This is a genomic window from Nocardioides sp. Root1257 (assembly GCF_001425175.1).
Taxonomy (GTDB): domain Bacteria; phylum Actinomycetota; class Actinomycetes; order Propionibacteriales; family Nocardioidaceae; genus Nocardioides.
Window position 1 is genome coordinate 758,903 of the sequence record NZ_LMDV01000009.1, and the last position, 15,995, is coordinate 774,897.

Genomic DNA, 15,995 nt, shown 5'->3' on the forward strand with positions numbered 1-15,995 from the left:
CCACCCCCGCGTCCCGCTCCGGAGCACCTGACCGCAGGCAGCGCGGAGACCCCGCCCACGCCGGTGACCACGAAGGAGTGCACGTGACCCAGCGCAGCGACGACGACGGGGCCGCCGACGGCTTCGGACCGGACCTCGTGGAGGTCTTCGGTCCCTCCCAGCAGGACGGTGGCCCGGAGCTGGTCCAGCTGCTCACCCCCGAGGGCGAGCGGATCCACCACCCGGAGTTCGACCTCGACTTCTCCGCCGAGCAGCTGCGTGGCTTCTACCGCGACATGGTGCTGACCCGGCGGATCGACGTCGAGGCCACGGCCCTCCAGCGCCACGGCGAGCTCGGCATCTGGGCCCAGCTGCTCGGCCAGGAGGCCGCCCAGATCGGCGCCGGTCGCGCGCTGCGCCCCCAGGACTTCGTCTTCCCGACCTACCGCGAGCACGGCGTCGCCTACTGCCGTGGCGTGAACCCGCTCGACCTCCTCGGCCTGTTCCGCGGCGTCGACCAGGGCGCCTGGGACCCGGCCGAGAACAACTTCGGGCTCTACACGATCGTGATCGGCGCCCAGACCCTGCACGCCACCGGCTACGCGATGGGCATGCAGCGCGACGGTGTCGTCGGCACCGGCGACCCGGACCGCGACGCGGCCGTGATCGCGCACTTCGGTGACGGCGCCTCCTCGCAGGGCGACGTCAACGAGGCCTTCATCTTCGCGGCGTCCTACAACGCCCCGGTGGTGTTCTTCTGCCAGAACAACCAGTGGGCGATCTCCGAGCCGATCGAGCGCCAGACCCGGATCCCGCTCTACCAGAGGGCTCTCGGATTCGGCTTCCCCGGCGTGCGCGTCGACGGCAACGACGTCCTCGCGACGTACGCCGTCACGCAGGCCGCGCTCCAGCGCGCCCGTGACGGCCAGGGCCCGACGTTCGTCGAGGCGTACACCTACCGGATGGGTGCGCACACGACCACCGACGACCCGACCCGCTACCGGCTCTCCGACGACCTCGAGCGCTGGAAGCTCAAGGACCCGATCGCCCGGGTCGAGGTCTACCTGCGCCGCAACGGCCTGGCCGACGACGAGTTCGTCGCGGCCGTGCAGTCGGAGGCCGACGACCTCGGCGCCCGGCTGCGCGACGGGTGCAAGGCGCTGCCGGACCCGTCACCGCTGTCGATCTTCGACCACGTCTTCACCGAGCTGACCGAGGAGCTCGAGGAGCAGCGAGCCGGCTTCGAGGCCTACCTCGAGTCCTTCGAGGGGGCGCACTCATGACCGAGAAGATCACGCTGGCCAAGGGCCTCAACATGGGCCTGCGCAAGGCCATGGAGGACGACCCGAAGGTCCTGCTCATGGGTGAGGACGTCGGCAAGCTCGGCGGCGTCTTCCGGATCACCGACGGCCTGCAGAAGGACTTCGGCGAGGACCGGGTCATCGACTCGCCGCTCGCCGAGTCCGGCATCGTCGGCACCGCCGTCGGCCTCGCGCTGCGCGGCTACCGCCCCGTCGTCGAGATCCAGTTCGACGGGTTCGTCTACCCGGCGTACGACCAGATCGTCTGCCAGGTCGCGAAGATGACCTTCCGCAGCCAGGGCAAGTCGAAGATGCCGATGGTCATCCGGATCCCCTTCGGTGGCGGCATCGGCGCCGTGGAGCACCACAGCGAGTCGCCGGAGGCGCAGTTCGCGCACACGCCCGGCCTCAAGGTGGTCGCCTGCTCCAACCCGGTCGACGGCTACTGGATGATCCAGCAGGCGATCGCGTGCGACGACCCGGTGATCTTCCTCGAGCCGAAGCGGCAGTACCACGCCGACAAGGCCGAGCTCGACGACTCCGTGTCGCCCGAGCCGCTCTTCACCTCGAAGGTCGTGCGCCGCGGCGGCGACGTCACCGTGCTGGCCTACGGCCCGACGGTCAAGACGGCGCTCAAGGCGGCCGAGGCGGCCGCGGGCGAGGGCAAGTCGCTGGAGGTCATCGACCTGCGCACGCTGTCGCCCCTCGACCTGGGTCCTGTCTTCGAGTCGGTGCGCCGCACCGGCCGGGCCGTCATCACGCACGAGGCGCACGTCAACCTCGGCATGGGTGCCGAGGTCGCCGCGCGGATCACCGAGCAGTGCTTCTACTCGCTCGAGGCTCCGGTGCTGCGGGTCGGCGCGTTCGACACGCCGTACCCGCCGTCGCGGATCGAGGAGGACTACCTCCCCGACCTGGACCGGGTGCTGGACGCCGTCGACCGCTCGCTCGAGTTCTGAGGAGGCCCCTGTGGCTGAGTACAAGCTGCCCGACGTCGGCGAGGGCCTGACCGAGGCCGAGATCGTGGTCTGGAAGGTCAAGGTCGGCGACGTCATCGCCATCAACGACATCGTCGTCGACATCGAGACCGCCAAGTCGATCGTGGAGCTGCCGTCGCCGTACGCCGGCACGGTCACCGCGCTGCTGGTCGCCGAGGGCGAGACCGTCGCCGTCGGCACGCCGATCATCGCGATCGGCGAGCCGGTCTCCGACGACCAGGCCTCCGGCCAGGCGCCCGAGATGGACCTGAGCAACCCGGCCGCCTCCGGTGGGGTCGAGGGCGAGTCGCTCGTCGGCCGCAACAAGGCCGACCGCGGGCCGGTGCGCCGCGCGCGGAAGGTGCCGACCGGCGCCGTCGCCGCGCACATGCAGACCCAGGCCGCGTTCGAGCCCGGGGCGGCCCCGATGGTCGAGGCCGTGGAGGCCGTCGAGGCACCGACGCCGTCCCCGGCGCCGACGCCGGACGTTGCTCCGGCCGCCGTACGCACCCTGGCGAAGCCGCCGGTGCGCAAGCTGGCCAAGGATCTGGGCGTCGACATCACGACCCTGACGCCGACCGGTCGCAACGGCACGGTCTGCCGCGAGGACGTGGAGGCCGCGGCATCCGGGGTCACCGCCGACTCGGAGGCTGCAGGGGTTTCGAGGCCACTCGCTGGCGCTCGCGGCACCTCGACCACCGAGCGCGAGACCCGCGAGCCCATCAAGGGCGTCCGCAAGATGATGGCGCAGGCGATGAGCCAGTCCGCCTTCACGAGCCCGCACGTCACCGAGTGGATCACCGTCGACGTCACCCGCACGATGGAGCTGGTCGAGCGGCTCAAGGCGCGGCGCGAGCTGCGCGACGTCCGGGTCAACCCGTTGCTGCTGCTGGCCCGCGCGACGCTGCTCGCGGTCCGGCGTACGCCGGAGATCAACTCGTGGTGGGACGAGGCCTCGCAGGAGGTGGTCTACAAGAGCTACGTCAACCTCGGCATCGCGGCGGCCACGCCGCGGGGGCTGGTCGTGCCCAACGTCAAGGACGCCGACGCGCTGTCGCTGGTCGACCTGGCCGCTGCGCTCGGCGGGCTCGTCGACACGGCCCGCAGTGGGAAGACGCAGCCCGCGGACATGAGCGGCGGCACCTTCACCATCACCAACGTGGGCGTCTTCGGCGTCGACGCCGGCACCCCGATCATCAATCCGGGGGAGTCGGCGATCCTGTGCTTCGGCGCGATCAACAAGCGCCCGTGGGTCGACGAGGTCACCGGCGAGATCGTCGTGCGCGACGTGACGACGCTGGCGCTGTCGTTCGACCACCGGCACATCGACGGTGAGAAGGGCTCGCGCTTCCTCGCCGACGTGGCCGGCGTGCTGAACGACCCGGGGACGGCGCTGCTCTACTGACGCTGCTCTACTGGCGCCCGTGCCCGAGCGCGAGATCACCGGTCCCGTCGACCTCTGCCTGCCGGACGGCCGGCTGAACCCGGACGCCGTCGGGTGGTCGCGGCGACCGCTCCACCGGTCGAACCTGCGTGGCTGGGGCCGGGTGAAGCGGTGGGAGTACTGGGGCGTGGTGACCCCACGCTTCTGCGTCGGGCTGGTCGTGTCGTCGCTCGACTACGCCGGCGTGTGCTCGCTGTGGGTGCTCGACCGGCAGACCGGTGACGTCTGGGAGGCCGAGGCCGTGCCGCTCCTCGGACGCGGCGTCACCCTGCCCGTGTCGTACGGCGGGGTGGCGAGCGTGACCGCGAAGGGCCTGGCCATCGAGATGTCCGACAGCCGTCTGCGGGCCAGCGCGCCCGGGGTCGAGGTCGACCTGGCCATCGGGTCGGGTGGCGAGTGCCTGGGCGTGGTCGTGCCGTGGGGTGCGCGGCGCTTCCAGCACACCGTGAAGGACGTGTCGCGCCCGGTGACCGGGCGGCTGGTCCTGGACGACGTGCCCTACGACGTCGCCGAGGGCTGGGCGGTGCTGGACCACGGTCGCGGCAAGTGGCCCTACTCGATCACGTGGAACTGGGCGGCGGGCTCGGGCGAGGGCCGCGGGATCACGCTCGGCGGGAAGTGGACCGACGGGACCGGCATCACCGAGAACGGGCTCTTCGTGGACGGCCGGCTGCACAAGATCGGCGACGAGCTGAGCTGGGACTACGACCGGGCCGACTGGCAGCGGCCCTGGCGGATCCACGGGTCGCGGGTGGACGCGACGTTCACACCGTGGCGCGAGAAGGTCTCGCGCACCGACCTCGTCGTGCTCGCCGGCGAGACCCACCAGTGCTTCGGGGACTGGAGCGGCTGGGCGCTTGCCGACGACGGTGAGCGGGTGCCGCTGGACGGCCTCGTCGGCTGGGCCGAGGAGGCCCGCAACCGCTGGTGAACTGACCGGTCAGTGGCCCGAGGCGTCGAGCGCCTCGGCGGTGAGCCGCTGGCCGAGCTCGATCATCTCGTTGGCGCGGTGGAAGTCCAGCGAGCGGGCCGCCGACACCGGCACCGTGACCAGGACGTCGGGCGGCAGCCCGGCCATCCGGTAGCGGGAGACCAGCCCCTGCATCGCGTCCATCGACAGCCCCACCACGTCGGAGATGCGCAGGTCCTCGAGCGGGTCGGGGGCCTCCTTCTCGCGGCCGACCGTCCGTCGGACGCGCTCCACGAGCTCCTCGCGCCACGTGGGTTCCGCCGGCTCGCGCGCGGGGGTGCTCTGCTCGCGGGCGTCGCGCTCGCCCTGCAGGGAGATCGCGACGGTGAGGTCGGCCGCCGAGGCCGCGGTCGGCTCGATCGGGATCGGGTTCATGAGGCCGCCGTCGGCGAGGAGGCGGCCGTTCATGACGACGGGCGTGATGACGCCGGGGATCGCGATCGAGGCGCGCACGGCCGACACGAGCGGGCCGCGCTGGAACCAGACCTCGCGGCGCGCCCGCAGGTCGGTGGCGACGGCGGTGAACGGGATCGGCAGCTCCTCGATGAGCCGCTCGCCCGCGATGCGCTCGACCTCCGCGAAGATCCGGCCGGCGCCGATCGCGCCGCCCGCCGACCACTTCGGGTCGAGCAGCCGGACGACGCCGCTGGAGGTGAGGGTGCGGGCCCAGGCGGTGTACTCGTCCAGCCCGCCCGCGACGTACAGGCCGCCCACCAGGGCGCCCATCGACGAGCCCGCGACGGCGACCACCTCGTGGCCGCGCGACTCGATCTCGGCGATCGCGCCGATGTGGGCGTAGCCCCGCGCGCCGCCGGAGCCGAGGACGAGGGCGACGCGCATGTCCTCGAGCCTACGGGCCTACGGCTCGATGCCGGAGACCTCCCAGCCCTGCGGGGCGATCGGGTGCAGCATCGCATCGGTGCCACCGTCGACGAAGAGGCAGACGCCGACCATGCCCGTGGTCGTCAGCAGGAAGACGATGGCCGCGGCGACCTCCTCCGGGAGGTTGGTCCGCCCGATCGCGTTGGGGTAGGCGTCGATGGCGGAGCCGAGGAGCGGGTCGGCTCGCATCTCCTCGACCATCGGGGTCTCGGTCGCGCCGGGGGCGACGGAGTTGAGCCGGATGCCCGCGCCGGCCCACTCCGGCTTCACGCCCTCGCGCCGCGCCCACCAGGCGAGCGCCGCCTTGCTGGACGGGTAGACCATCACCGCGTCGACCTTCGCGGCCTCGGCGCGCGCGAGCTCCTCGTCGTCGCGCAGGCAGGCCTGGGCGGTCGGCGCGTTCCAGCCCGGCATGCCGGTGATCGAGTTGGAGGCGAGGAGCACGACGCCGGCGCCGTCCGCGGCGGTGAGCTCCGCCTGGAGGCCGCGGACGAGGGCCACCGCCCCGAAGAAGTTGATCGAGACGAGCAGCGCCGAGTCGGTGCCGGTGCGGCCGGCGATCCCCGCGGCCGGGACCAGGCCGTGGACGACGTCGGTGAGCGCCTGGACCCCGCTGATCGCGGCGTCGCGGCCGGCCGGCGTCGCCAGGTCGGCCGTCACGTCCACCCCGTCGGCCGCCGTCCGGTCGATGCCGATCACCCGATGACCCTGGCTCCGCAGGAGCGCGGCCGTCGCCGCCCCGATGCCCGACGCGGCCCCGCTCACGACGTACGTCCTCATGGACGGACTGTAACGCGTTCTAGTTCGGCTGGTCGCTGTCGGCTGTAACGCCGGGTTAGTGCCTGTTCCCACGGTGTTGCAACCGCCTGGGAACAGCTGGTAACCCGGCGTTACAGTCGCTGTCGGTAACCCGGCGTTACAGGTAGCGCCGCGCCCGGTCCGCCGGGGAACCCGGGCCGGAGTCCAGCAGGGCGGCGAGCTCGTGCTCGAGGACGGCGCCGACGCGCTGGCAGAAGGCCTCGGGCTCGTCGGCGGCGTCGGGGAGCTCGGCGACGATGCGGTCGACGATGCCGCGGTCGCGGAGGTCGAGGGCGCGGACCTTCTGGGCGCGGGCCATCTCCGGGGCGTGGTCGAGGTCGCGGTGCACGATCGCGCTGGCGCCCTCGGGCGGGAGCGGGGAGAGCCAGGCGTGCTGGGCGGCGATCACCCGGTCGGCGGGCAGGAACGCGAGTGCGCCACCGCCGTTGCCCTCGCCGAGCATCAGGCACAGCGTGGGCGCGGCGACGGTGACGAGCTCGTTGAGGCAGCGGGCGATCTCGCCGGCCATCCCGCCGTTCTCGGCCTCGGCCGACAGGGCCGCGCCGCGGGTGTCGATGACCGTGACGAGCGGCAGTCCGAGGTCGGCGGCCAGGCGCATGCCGCGCTGGGCCTCGCGCAGCGCCTCGGGACCCATCGGGTGCTCGGCGGTCTGGCCGCGGCGGTCCTGCCCGAGGAAGACGCACGGAGCCTCGCCGAAGCTCACCAGGGCCAGCAGCAGCCCCGGGTCGCGCTCGCCCTGACCGGTGCCGTTGAGCGGGATCACGTCGCTGGCGGCGTACTTCAGCAGGCGTCGTACGCCGGGCCGGTCGGGACGCCGCGAGCGCAGCACCGCGTCCCAGGTCTCGACCTCGGGGAGCGGCGTCAGCGGCACCGGGTCGGGGACCGGGCGGATGCCGTGCCGCGGCGCGAGCAGGATCGCCAGCGCCCGGTCGAGGATCCCGGCGACCTCCTCCGGCGGCAGGACCGCGTCGAGGATGCCGTGCGCGTAGAGGTTCTCGGCGGTCTGCACGCCCTCGGGGAACGGCTTGCCGTAGAGCGCCTCGTAGACCCGTGGACCGAGGAAGCCGATCAGGGCGCCGCTCTCGCCGACCGTCATGTGGCCCAGGGATCCCCAGGACGCCATCACCCCGCCGGTGGTGGGGTGCCGCAGGTAGACGAGGTAGGGCAGCGCCGCCGCCTTGTGCGCCGCGACGGCGGCCGTGATCCGCACCATCTGCACGAACGCCGGCGTCCCCTCGTGCATCCGGGTGCCGCCGCTGATCGGAGCGGCCAGCAGCGGCAGGCCCTCGCGGGTGGCGCGCTCGATCGCGGCGACCAGGCGGTCGGCGGAGGCGCGCCCGATCGAGCCGGCCAGGAAGCGGAACTCGCCCATCACGACCGCGACCCGGCGCCCGTGCATGAGGCCCTCGCCGGTCAGCACCGACTCGTCGACGCCGCTCTTCTCGCGCGCCGCGGCCAGCTCGGCGGCGTACGCCTCCGAGATCTCGCCGTACGACGGCGCGACGTCCCAGGACGTCCAGGAGCCCTCGTCGAGGACCAGGTCGATCAGCTCGGCGGCCGAGAGTCGGGCGGGCGTCGGGGCGTTCATCAGCGCAGGCTACGGGAATACGGCGTGGCCCGGCGGGGCTGGTCCACCATGGCCGAGCCGACGATCCTGCCGCTGCTCCGCGAGCGCCGCAGCGTGCGGGAGTACGACGACACCCACGAGCTCGGGACCGCCGACCTCGCCAGCCTGCTGGAGGCCGCGCGCTGGGCGCCGTCGGCCGGCAACTCCCAGCCGTGGGCGTTCCTGGTCGGCCGGCGCGGGGACGCCGCGCACCGGACCTTCGTGGAGCTGCTGGCGCCGAGCGTCCGGCGGTGGGCCCCCGCCGCCTCCGCGCTCGTGTTCGCGGTCCACCAGACCGCGTCCGGTCCCGAGGAGGACGCGCCGCTCTACTCCGACTACGCCGCCTACGACCTCGGCCAGGCGGTCGCGCAGCTGTGCGTGCAGGCGGGCGCGCTCGGCCTGTCCTGCCACCAGTTCGCGGCCTTCGACCACGACGGGCTGGCGGCGGCCGCGGCCGTCCCGAGCCACTGGTCGGTCACCACCGGCGTCGCCGTCGGCCTCGGGATCGTCAGCGAGGTCGCCCCGCGCACCCGGCGGCCGCTGGCGGAGGTCGCGTACGGCGCCCGCTTCGGCGAGCCCGTGCTCGGCTAGCGCGCCCGCCAGGCGGCGAGCACCTCGGCCTCGCGCTCGCGGCCGATGCCGGTGACCGTCGCGTCCGGGGTCTCCCGCAGCCAGGCCAGGGTGTCGCGGGCGGTGTCGGCGACCGGTCGGGTCACCAGGCCCGCGTCGTACGACGGGGTCGCGTCGTGCGCGGTCATCCCGTCGTACTCCGGGCGGGGGAGCCACAGCGGGACCGAGTCCGGGCCGGCCCACGGCTCGACGCCCTGCTCGGCCAGGAACTCCTGCGGGACCCAGGTGAGCTCGACGTCGGCGTCGCAACCGGCGGCCACCCCCGCGAGGACCTCGCCCATCGTCGTCGCCCACCCCACGCCGTCGAAGTCGCCGCCGAGGCGCGACTCCGCCGCCCCGACGACCCAGGTCGCCAGGTCGCGGACGTCGATGACCTGGGTGCTGTCGTCGGGACGTCCCGGCGCGAGCACCGTGCCGCCGTCGGCCATCCGCGCGGGCCAGTAGGTGAACCGTCCGCTCGGGTCTCCCGGCCCGACGATCAGGCCCGGCCGGATCACGGTCGCCGACGCGGCGGCACCGCGGACGATCTCCTCGCAGGCGACCTTCATCGGGCCGTAGGCCTCCATGTCGACGGCCAGGTCGACGTCCTCGTGGAGCGGCTCCCTCATCGGCAGCGTGCCGGGCCGCCCGCCGGGGGTCGACTCGTCGGAGTAGACGTTGACCGTGGACACGAAGACCCAGTGCGCACGGGGGAAGGCCGCCACCGCTGACCGCACGCGCGAAGGGTGTCGGGCGACGTCGACGACCGCGTCGTACGCCGTCGCGACGAGCTCGGCGGGCACCGGGTCGTCCCGGTCCCAGACGACCGACCGGGCGCCGTCGGGTACGGAGCCCGAGGTGCCGCGGTTGGCGCAGGTGACGTCGTGCCCGCGGCGTACGGCGTCGGCCGCGACCGCGCGGGAGAGGAAGACCGAACCGCCGAGCACCAGGAGCTTCACGTCGTCCACCGTCGCGGGAATGAAGCACGCGCACAAGCGATTCAGCCAACGGCAGATGGCGCAGGGTCAGACCTGGGAGGAGACACGGATGCTGACGAGGCTGGGCTTCCTGACGATCGGGCTCTTCGACCCGGACGACCCGCGCGCCGGCCACGAGTCGACGCTGCGCATCATCGAGCTCGGCGAGCAGCTGGGCTTCGACGGCGCCTGGCTGCGGCACCGCCACCTCCAGTTCGGCATCTCCTCGCCGGTCGCGGTGCTCGCCGCGGCCTCGCAGCGCACCAGTCGGATCGAGCTCGGCACGGCGGTCACGCCGCTCGGCTGGGAGAACCCGCTCCGGCTGGCCGAGGACTGGGCGACCGTCGACGTGCTCTCCGGCGGGCGGCTCAACCCGGGACTCAGCGTCGGCCCGCCGATGCGGTACGACGAGGTGCGGGACGCGCTCTACCCGGACACCGGCGACGTCGAGGAGTTCGGCTACGAGCGGGTCGACCGGCTGCTCCGCCTGGTGCGGGGCGAGCCGGCCAGCCCGTTCCGGGGCCGCGAGGGCATCGAGGACTTCTCCGACCGGGTCGAGCCGCACTCACCCGGCCTCGCGTCGCGGATCTGGTACGGCGCCGCCAGCCTCGGCTCGGCGCGCTGGGCCGGGGAGCGCGGGCTCAACCTGCTGACCAGCAGCGTCGTCAAGGCCGAGGGCGGTGCCGAGAGGGGGGAGGACTTCGAGCAGGTCCAGCTCTCCCAGGTCCGGGCGTTCCGGGCCGCGCACCCGCTGGGGGACCGGGCGCGGGTCTCCCAGGGACTGGTCGTCATCCCGACCGACGGGGCGAGCGCCGACCAGCGCGCCCGCTACACGGCGTACGCCGAGGCGCGGCTGCCGCGCACCCGCGAGCCGCAGGGTCCGGGCCGGATGATGTTCGCCCCCGACCTGGTCGGCCCGGCGGACGAGATCGCCGAGCGGCTGGAGTCCCACGCGGCGTTCCGCGAGGTCGACGAGGTGGCGTTCGCCCTCCCGTTCACCTTCGAGGAGGACGACTACGTGCAGATCCTGACCGCGATGGCGACCCGTCTCGGGCCCGCTCTCGGCTGGCGACCCGCTGACTAGCTCCGCGGCGGCGACGTCTCGCCCAGCAGCCAGTCGTGGAAGAACCCGGAGAGGTCCTGGCCGGTCTGGTCGGACCACCACGAGGTGATGTCGTCGTAGTCGGCGTTGCCGTAGGCGTGCGCTGCCGGCCAGGCGCGGACGAGCCGCCAGAACTCCTTGTCGCCGAGACGCTTGCGCAGCTCGTCCCACATCAGGGCCGGTCCGTAGTAGATGTTGCTGGCGCCGAAGGCCTCGGGGTCGTAGTCCGCCGGCGGCCCGTACTGCTCGCGCAGCTCGGGCTCCGCGGTCGCCCAGGTGTCCATCACCGACTCGATCGACGTGCCCTGGTCCTGCGCCATCCAGGCGCCCTGGAGGAACATCGCCATGCCCTCGTTCATCCACACGTCGCGCCAGTCGACGGGCGTGACCTGGTCGCCGTACCACTGGTGCGCCATCTCGTGGACGAGCACCTCGGGCGACGTGGCGTAGCCGGTGTCGCCGAGGGTGATCAGGGTCTGGGTCTCCATGCCGCTCTCGGAGTCGACGATGAGGAAGCCGAGGCTGTCGAACGGGAACGGCCCGAGCCGGTCCTCCAGCCAGGCCAGCCCGGCCGGCGCCCGGCGCAGCTTGTCGACGAGGGCGGGACGGCCGCGCGGCGTCCAGTACGCCATCGGCACGCCCGACGCCGAGCGGTCCCCCGTCACGGTCAGGTCGCCGATCGCCACCGTGACGAGGTACGACGACGCCGGTTCGTCCAGCCGCCAGCGCGTCATCTCCCGGCCGCCGATCGTGCGCCGGGCCACGAGCTCGCCGTTGGCGACGCCGACCATCGGCTTCGGCGCCCGCACGGTGATGTCGTAGAGGGCCTTGTCGGACGGCTGGTCGTTGACGGCGTACCAGCTGTAGGCGCCGTACGGCTCCTGCATCGTCCAGACGTCACCGTTCGGCATCGTCGTCCAGCCGGTGGTGTTGAAGTCGCTGCGCTTGGTGGGCGCCGGCACCGGCTGCGGGGTGCCGTGGTAGTCGAGGACGAGCCGGTAGCGCTGGTCCGCCCGTACGTCGTGGGAGACGACCAGGTCCTTGCCGTCGTGCTCGAAGTCGGCGTCCTCCCCGTCGACGGTGACCGCGTCGACGGTCAGGTCGCCCGCGAGGTCGAGCTGCAGGTGGTCGGCGTCCTCGGTGGCCCGCAGCCGGAGCTCCTCGTGGCCGGTCAGGACCCGGGAGTCCGGCGCCCAGGTGAGGGACAGGTCGTAGTGCAGCGCGTCCACACCGGGGTCGCCGACGTCGGGGTAGACCCGGTCCTCGACGGGCGTGCTGACCCCGGCCGGCGCGCCCGACGACGCCGACGGGCTCGGCGCCGGGCTGGGGGAGCCCTCGGGCTGGTCGGCGTCGGACGTGCAGGCACCGAGCAGCAGCGCGCTCGCGACGACAGCGGCGAGCGCGCCCCTCACTCCGAGCCCCGGAGCAGTGGACGCGCGAGCTTGCGGCCGTGGTGGATCTGCGCCTTGATGGTGCCGAGCGGTACGCCGACCTGGCGGGCGATCTCCTCGTACGACATCCCGTAGACGTCACGCAGCAGCAGCGGCTCCACGAACTGCGGGTGGTCCTTCTCGATGGTCTCCATCGCCTCGAGCAGGTCGAGGCGGGTGCCGGCGATGACGCTGGTGGTGCGCGGGTCGGGACGGTCGACGCCGGCGTACTCCATCGGGTCGCGCGGCGTCGCCTGGTTCTTCATCCGGCGGTACGTCGAGCGCGCGCTGTTGAGCGCGACCACGTGCATCCAGGTGGTGAAGCGGCCCTGGCCGTTCCAGCTCCCGACCTTGTTGGCGATGTTGAGCAGCGCCTCCTGGCAGGCGTCCTCGGCGTCCGGGAGGTGCGGCAGCACCCCCCGGCAGACGTTGAGCGCGCGCGGTCGCACCGTCGCCAGCAGCGTCTCCAGCGCGTCGCGGTCACCCGCCTGCGCGCGCCGTGCGAGCTCGTCGATCTCGTCCGGACCCAGAACCTCGGTCGTCATGAACGCACCCTTCCCCGTTGTCCGCACATTGTGCAGGCAACGGGGAAGGGTGACCCAGTCGTGACCTGGTGGCTGCTACTTGACCTCGGAGCGGAGCACCAGGCGCAGGCCCACCACGAGCGGGACGACCAGCCAGACGAAGGTGGTCACCGCGAGCTGCGCCCAGTAGGTGCCGGTCATGACGCCGTTGAAGAGGTTGCCCTGGGCGTAGTTGAAGTCGACCCACGGCTGCAGGTCCTTGAACCACTGCTGGTTCTGCGCGAGCAGGAAGGTGAGCGGCGGCAGGGCGAAGCTGTACACGAAGTAGCCGACGATCGCTGCCGCCGAGTTCCGCATCAGGACCCCGAGCATGAAGCCGACCAGCATGCCGAGCACGTTCGCGATGATGATGTACGACAGCTCGGCGGCGCTCACGTTCCAGACGGTGTCGGTGCCGGTGATCGCGGTGCCGACGACGTTGCCGACGGCGCCGATCGCGGCGGCGATGAGCATCGAGACCGCGCCGATGCCGACCGACACGGCGAGCTTGGCGGTGATCACCCGGCCGCGGTGCGGCACCAGCGTGAACGTCGTCAGCCCGCTGCGCTGGCTCCACTCGCTGGTGACGAGCAGGGCGGCGATGATCGGCAGCACCACCGCCATCGGGAACCCGATGGCGGAGGCGAACGCCTCGTAGTCGAGCTCGCTCTCGGGGGCGAACACGATCGTCGCCACCGTGGCGATCACGGCGAGGATCCCGATGCTGGCCATCAGCCAGAAGCCGGACCGGGTGTCGAAGGACTTGCGGAGCTCGACGGAGATCAGCCGGGACATGGGGATGCGGGCGGGCGTCGGGCGCTCGGTGCGCACGACCTCGTGCTCCAGGACGGCGGCGGTCATGCTGCTACTCCTTCACGCTGGGTGTCTGCGGTGAGCTCGAGGAACATCTCCTCGAGGCCGGCGCCCTCGGCGGCGCGCAGCTCGGTCAGGGCGACGCCGGCGGCCAGGGCGACCCGGCCGACCACGTCGGGGTCGGCCTCGACGCGGAGGGCGTCCGTCATCGGGGCGAACGCGACGCCGGCGCCGGTGAGCGCCTGCGACAGGGTGGGGACGTCGGGCGTGCGGACCAGGGTGCCCGCGGAGGCGAGCAGCTCGGCCTTGGTGCCCTGCGCGACGATCCGGCCGTTGCCGATCACGACCAGGTCGTCGGCGATGACCTCGATCTCGTGCAGGAGGTGGCTCGAGAGGAGAACCGTGCCGCCGCGGTCGGCGTACCCGCGGAGCAGGTCGCGCATCCAGCGGATGCCCGCCGGGTCGAGGCCGTTGGCGGGCTCGTCGAGGATCAGCACCTCGGGCTCGCCGAGGAGCGCCGCGGCGATGCCGAGCCGCTGGCGCATGCCGAGCGAGTAGTTGCGGACCCGGCGGCCGGACTCGGTCGGCGTGAGGCTGACCAGGTCGAGGATCTCGTCGACCCGGGAGCCGGGCAGGCCCATGGTGCGCTGGGCGACGGTGAGGATCTCGCGGCCGGTGCGTCCGGCGTGCTGGGCGGAGGCGTCGAGGAGGACGCCGACCTCGAGGCCGGGGTTGGGCAGGTCGGCGAAGCGCCGCCCGCTGACGGTGGCGGAGCCGGACGTGGCGGGGGTGAGCCCGACCATGATCCGCATGGTGGTGGTCTTCCCGGCGCCGTTGGGCCCGAGGAAGCCGGTGACGCGGCCGGGCCGCGCCGTGAAGCTGACATCGTCGACGGCCTTGAAGCCGCCGTACGTCTTGGAGAGGGACTCGACCTTGATCATGGGAAGAGCCTCGCGGCGGCCGGGGGTCGGCCACATCGGGGAGACGCGGCACCGGATCCCTGAGTCGACCCCGAGTCGTCTCGGGGTCTGACCCCGGCTTCGATGAATAATGCCGGGGTGCCCATGCCTGCCCGTCTCGGTCGCTACGCCGTGCGCCGACGCATCGGGGCGGGTGCGTTCGCGACCGTCTGGCTGGCGTACGACGAGCAGCTGGACTCGCCGGTCGCCGTGAAGGTGCTCGCCGAGAACTGGAGCGAGGACCTGGCCGTGCGGCAGCGGTTCCTCGAGGAGGGGCGGTTCCTGCGCAAGGTGGAGTCGCCGTACGTCGTGACCGTCTACGACGCCGGCGAGCTCGACGACGGCCGCCCCTACCTCGTGATGTCGTACGCCGACCAGGGCACCCTGGCCGACCGGCTGGAGATCGACGGGCTCAGCGCCGCCCAGGCGCTCGAGGTGGTCCGCGAGATCGGGGAGGGGCTGCAGACGCTGCACGAGCGCGGCGTCCTGCACCGCGACCTCAAGCCTGCCAACGTGCTCTTCCGCGCCCGCGACGGCAAGGTGCGCGCCATGGTCGCGGACCTCGGGCTCGGGAAGTCGATGGAGGTGTCGTCGCGGCTCACCGTCATCGCCGGGACGCCGTCGTTCGTCGCCCCCGAGCAGGCGCAGGGCGAGCCGCTCGACCCCCGGGCCGACCAGTACTCCCTCGCCGCGCTGACCTACCTGATGCTCGCCGGGCGGGCCGCGTTCGCGCACGCCTCGCTCTCGGCGGCCGCCTCGCCCGGGCCGCCGCCACCGCTCTCGACGCCGGAGCGGACCTACCCCCGCGAGGTCGAGGAGGTCGTCGTGCGCGGGCTCTCCGCCGACCGCGCCGCCCGGTGGCCCGACGTCGCGGCGTACGTCGGAGCGCTGGAGGCCGCGCTCGCACCCGTCGCCGGCGAGGTCGCGGAGCCCTGGCTCCCGCTCGACCCGCACCTGACCCAGCTCGGGGCGCCGCCGTCGATCAAGATCGACGACAGCCCGCTCGCCGAGCCGACGCCACCGCGGCGGCGTCGGTGGCGCTGGGTGGCGGGTGTCGTCGCCGCGGCCGTGGTCCTGGTGGCCTCGGCCGCCGGCGGGTACGCCGCCGCGCAGCGAGCGGACCCGGAGGTCACGCTGACCGACGACCAGTCCTCGCTCAGCGTGACGGTGCCGATCGCGTGGCACCGGGCCGCCGCGACCGACGGCTGGCGCCCGAGTGGCGCGGACGGGGAGTACGCCGCGATCTCCACCGGCACCACCGCGTCCTGGACGGACCCGCGGTCCACGGGCCAGGGCGTGTTCGTCGGGCTGCTGCCCGGCAACGAGCTGCCCAGCCAGCTGCCGCAGCACCCCGAGTGCACGACCGCCGGCCAGCGGGTCGCCGACAACAGCACCTACGGTCCGTCGGCGACCGTCGTCTACACGGGCTGCCCGGGTGACGGCGTCACCGTCGAGAGGGTCGTCCAGGTCACCGACGACCAGCTGCTCTGGGTGCAGGTGCGCAGCCACGACCGGGGCACCGCCAACAGCGTGCTCGACGACGTCGCCGTGCACGGCATGTGAC

General features: G+C 73.1%; 15 protein-coding genes. 7 read left to right on the forward strand and 8 right to left on the reverse strand.

Features of this window, described 5'->3' with window-relative positions:
• Positions 1–137 precede the first annotated feature (137 nt).
• From pdhA to ASC77_RS17735, 4 genes are read left to right on the forward strand one after another with little or no spacing between them, the layout of a single operon-like run.
• Positions 138–1,262, forward strand: a complete 1,125-nt coding sequence (pdhA, locus tag ASC77_RS17720) for a pyruvate dehydrogenase (acetyl-transferring) E1 component subunit alpha (RefSeq protein WP_056156585.1) — start codon at positions 138–140, stop codon at positions 1,260–1,262.
• Positions 1,259–2,239, forward strand: coding sequence for an alpha-ketoacid dehydrogenase subunit beta (locus tag ASC77_RS17725; protein ID WP_056155984.1), 981 nt, complete (start codon positions 1,259–1,261; stop codon positions 2,237–2,239). Before pdhA ends, ASC77_RS17725 begins: the two co-directional genes overlap by 4 nt.
• A 10-nt stretch (positions 2,240–2,249) precedes the next feature.
• Entirely contained in the window at positions 2,250–3,662 is a 1,413-nt protein-coding gene (locus ASC77_RS17730; RefSeq protein WP_056155987.1) for a dihydrolipoamide acetyltransferase family protein, read from the forward strand.
• Positions 3,663–3,681: 19 nt separating this feature from the next.
• Positions 3,682–4,632, forward strand: coding sequence for a DUF2804 domain-containing protein (locus tag ASC77_RS17735; RefSeq protein ID WP_056155988.1), 951 nt, complete (start codon positions 3,682–3,684; stop codon positions 4,630–4,632).
• Between the two features lie 9 nt (positions 4,633–4,641).
• On the opposite strand, the gene ASC77_RS17740 is transcribed toward ASC77_RS17735, so the two are convergent.
• From ASC77_RS17740 to ASC77_RS17750, 3 genes are all read right to left on the reverse strand, one after another.
• Positions 4,642–5,511: a patatin-like phospholipase family protein gene (locus ASC77_RS17740; RefSeq protein ID WP_056155992.1), complete on the reverse strand. Its 870-nt coding sequence runs from the start codon at positions 5,509–5,511 to the stop codon at positions 4,642–4,644.
• Positions 5,512–5,529: 18 nt separating this feature from the next.
• A complete protein-coding gene (locus tag ASC77_RS17745; protein WP_056155995.1) occupies positions 5,530–6,333 on the reverse strand; it encodes an SDR family oxidoreductase in 804 nt (267 codons plus the stop codon).
• Positions 6,334–6,469: 136 nt separating this feature from the next.
• Entirely contained in the window at positions 6,470–7,960 is a 1,491-nt protein-coding gene (locus ASC77_RS17750) for a carboxyl transferase domain-containing protein (RefSeq protein ID WP_056155998.1), read from the reverse strand.
• Positions 7,961–8,008: 48 nt separating this feature from the next.
• Between ASC77_RS17750 and ASC77_RS17755 the strand changes: the two genes are divergently transcribed.
• Positions 8,009–8,569 carry a nitroreductase family protein gene (locus ASC77_RS17755; protein ID WP_056156002.1) on the forward strand — a complete coding sequence of 187 codons (561 nt, stop codon included), beginning with the start codon at positions 8,009–8,011 and terminating at the stop codon, positions 8,567–8,569.
• Here the strand turns inward: ASC77_RS17755 and ASC77_RS17760 are convergent.
• Positions 8,566–9,546, reverse strand: coding sequence for an NAD-dependent epimerase/dehydratase family protein (locus ASC77_RS17760; RefSeq protein WP_056156587.1), 981 nt, complete (start codon positions 9,544–9,546; stop codon positions 8,566–8,568). The genes ASC77_RS17755 and ASC77_RS17760 overlap by 4 nt on opposite strands.
• Before the next feature lie 88 nt (positions 9,547–9,634).
• Between ASC77_RS17760 and ASC77_RS17765 the strand changes: the two genes are divergently transcribed.
• Positions 9,635–10,648: an LLM class flavin-dependent oxidoreductase gene (locus ASC77_RS17765; RefSeq protein ID WP_082574971.1), complete on the forward strand. Its 1,014-nt coding sequence runs from the start codon at positions 9,635–9,637 to the stop codon at positions 10,646–10,648.
• Here the strand turns inward: ASC77_RS17765 and ASC77_RS17770 are convergent.
• From ASC77_RS17770 to ASC77_RS17785, 4 genes are all read right to left on the reverse strand, one after another.
• Entirely contained in the window at positions 10,645–12,078 is a 1,434-nt protein-coding gene (locus tag ASC77_RS17770; protein ID WP_056156005.1) for a M1 family metallopeptidase, read from the reverse strand. The genes ASC77_RS17765 and ASC77_RS17770 overlap by 4 nt on opposite strands.
• A complete protein-coding gene (locus tag ASC77_RS17775) occupies positions 12,075–12,641 on the reverse strand; it encodes an RNA polymerase sigma factor (protein WP_056156008.1) in 567 nt (188 codons plus the stop codon). Before ASC77_RS17775 ends, ASC77_RS17770 begins: the two co-directional genes overlap by 4 nt.
• Positions 12,642–12,716: 75 nt before the next feature.
• The gene (locus ASC77_RS17780; RefSeq protein ID WP_056156009.1) at positions 12,717–13,520 is read right to left on the reverse strand and encodes an ABC transporter permease; all 804 of its coding nucleotides are present in this window, start codon (positions 13,518–13,520) and stop codon (positions 12,717–12,719) included.
• Complete coding sequence (locus ASC77_RS17785; protein ID WP_056156012.1) at positions 13,517–14,413, reverse strand: ABC transporter ATP-binding protein; 897 nt, start codon at positions 14,411–14,413, stop codon at positions 13,517–13,519. The genes ASC77_RS17780 and ASC77_RS17785 overlap by 4 nt, the downstream gene beginning before the upstream one ends.
• 123 nt (positions 14,414–14,536) lie before the next feature.
• On the opposite strand from ASC77_RS17785, the gene ASC77_RS17790 reads away from it, so the two are divergent.
• Positions 14,537–15,994 carry a serine/threonine-protein kinase gene (locus ASC77_RS17790; protein WP_056156013.1) on the forward strand — a complete coding sequence of 486 codons (1,458 nt, stop codon included), beginning with the start codon at positions 14,537–14,539 and terminating at the stop codon, positions 15,992–15,994.
• The last annotated feature ends 1 nt before the right edge of the window (position 15,995 follow it).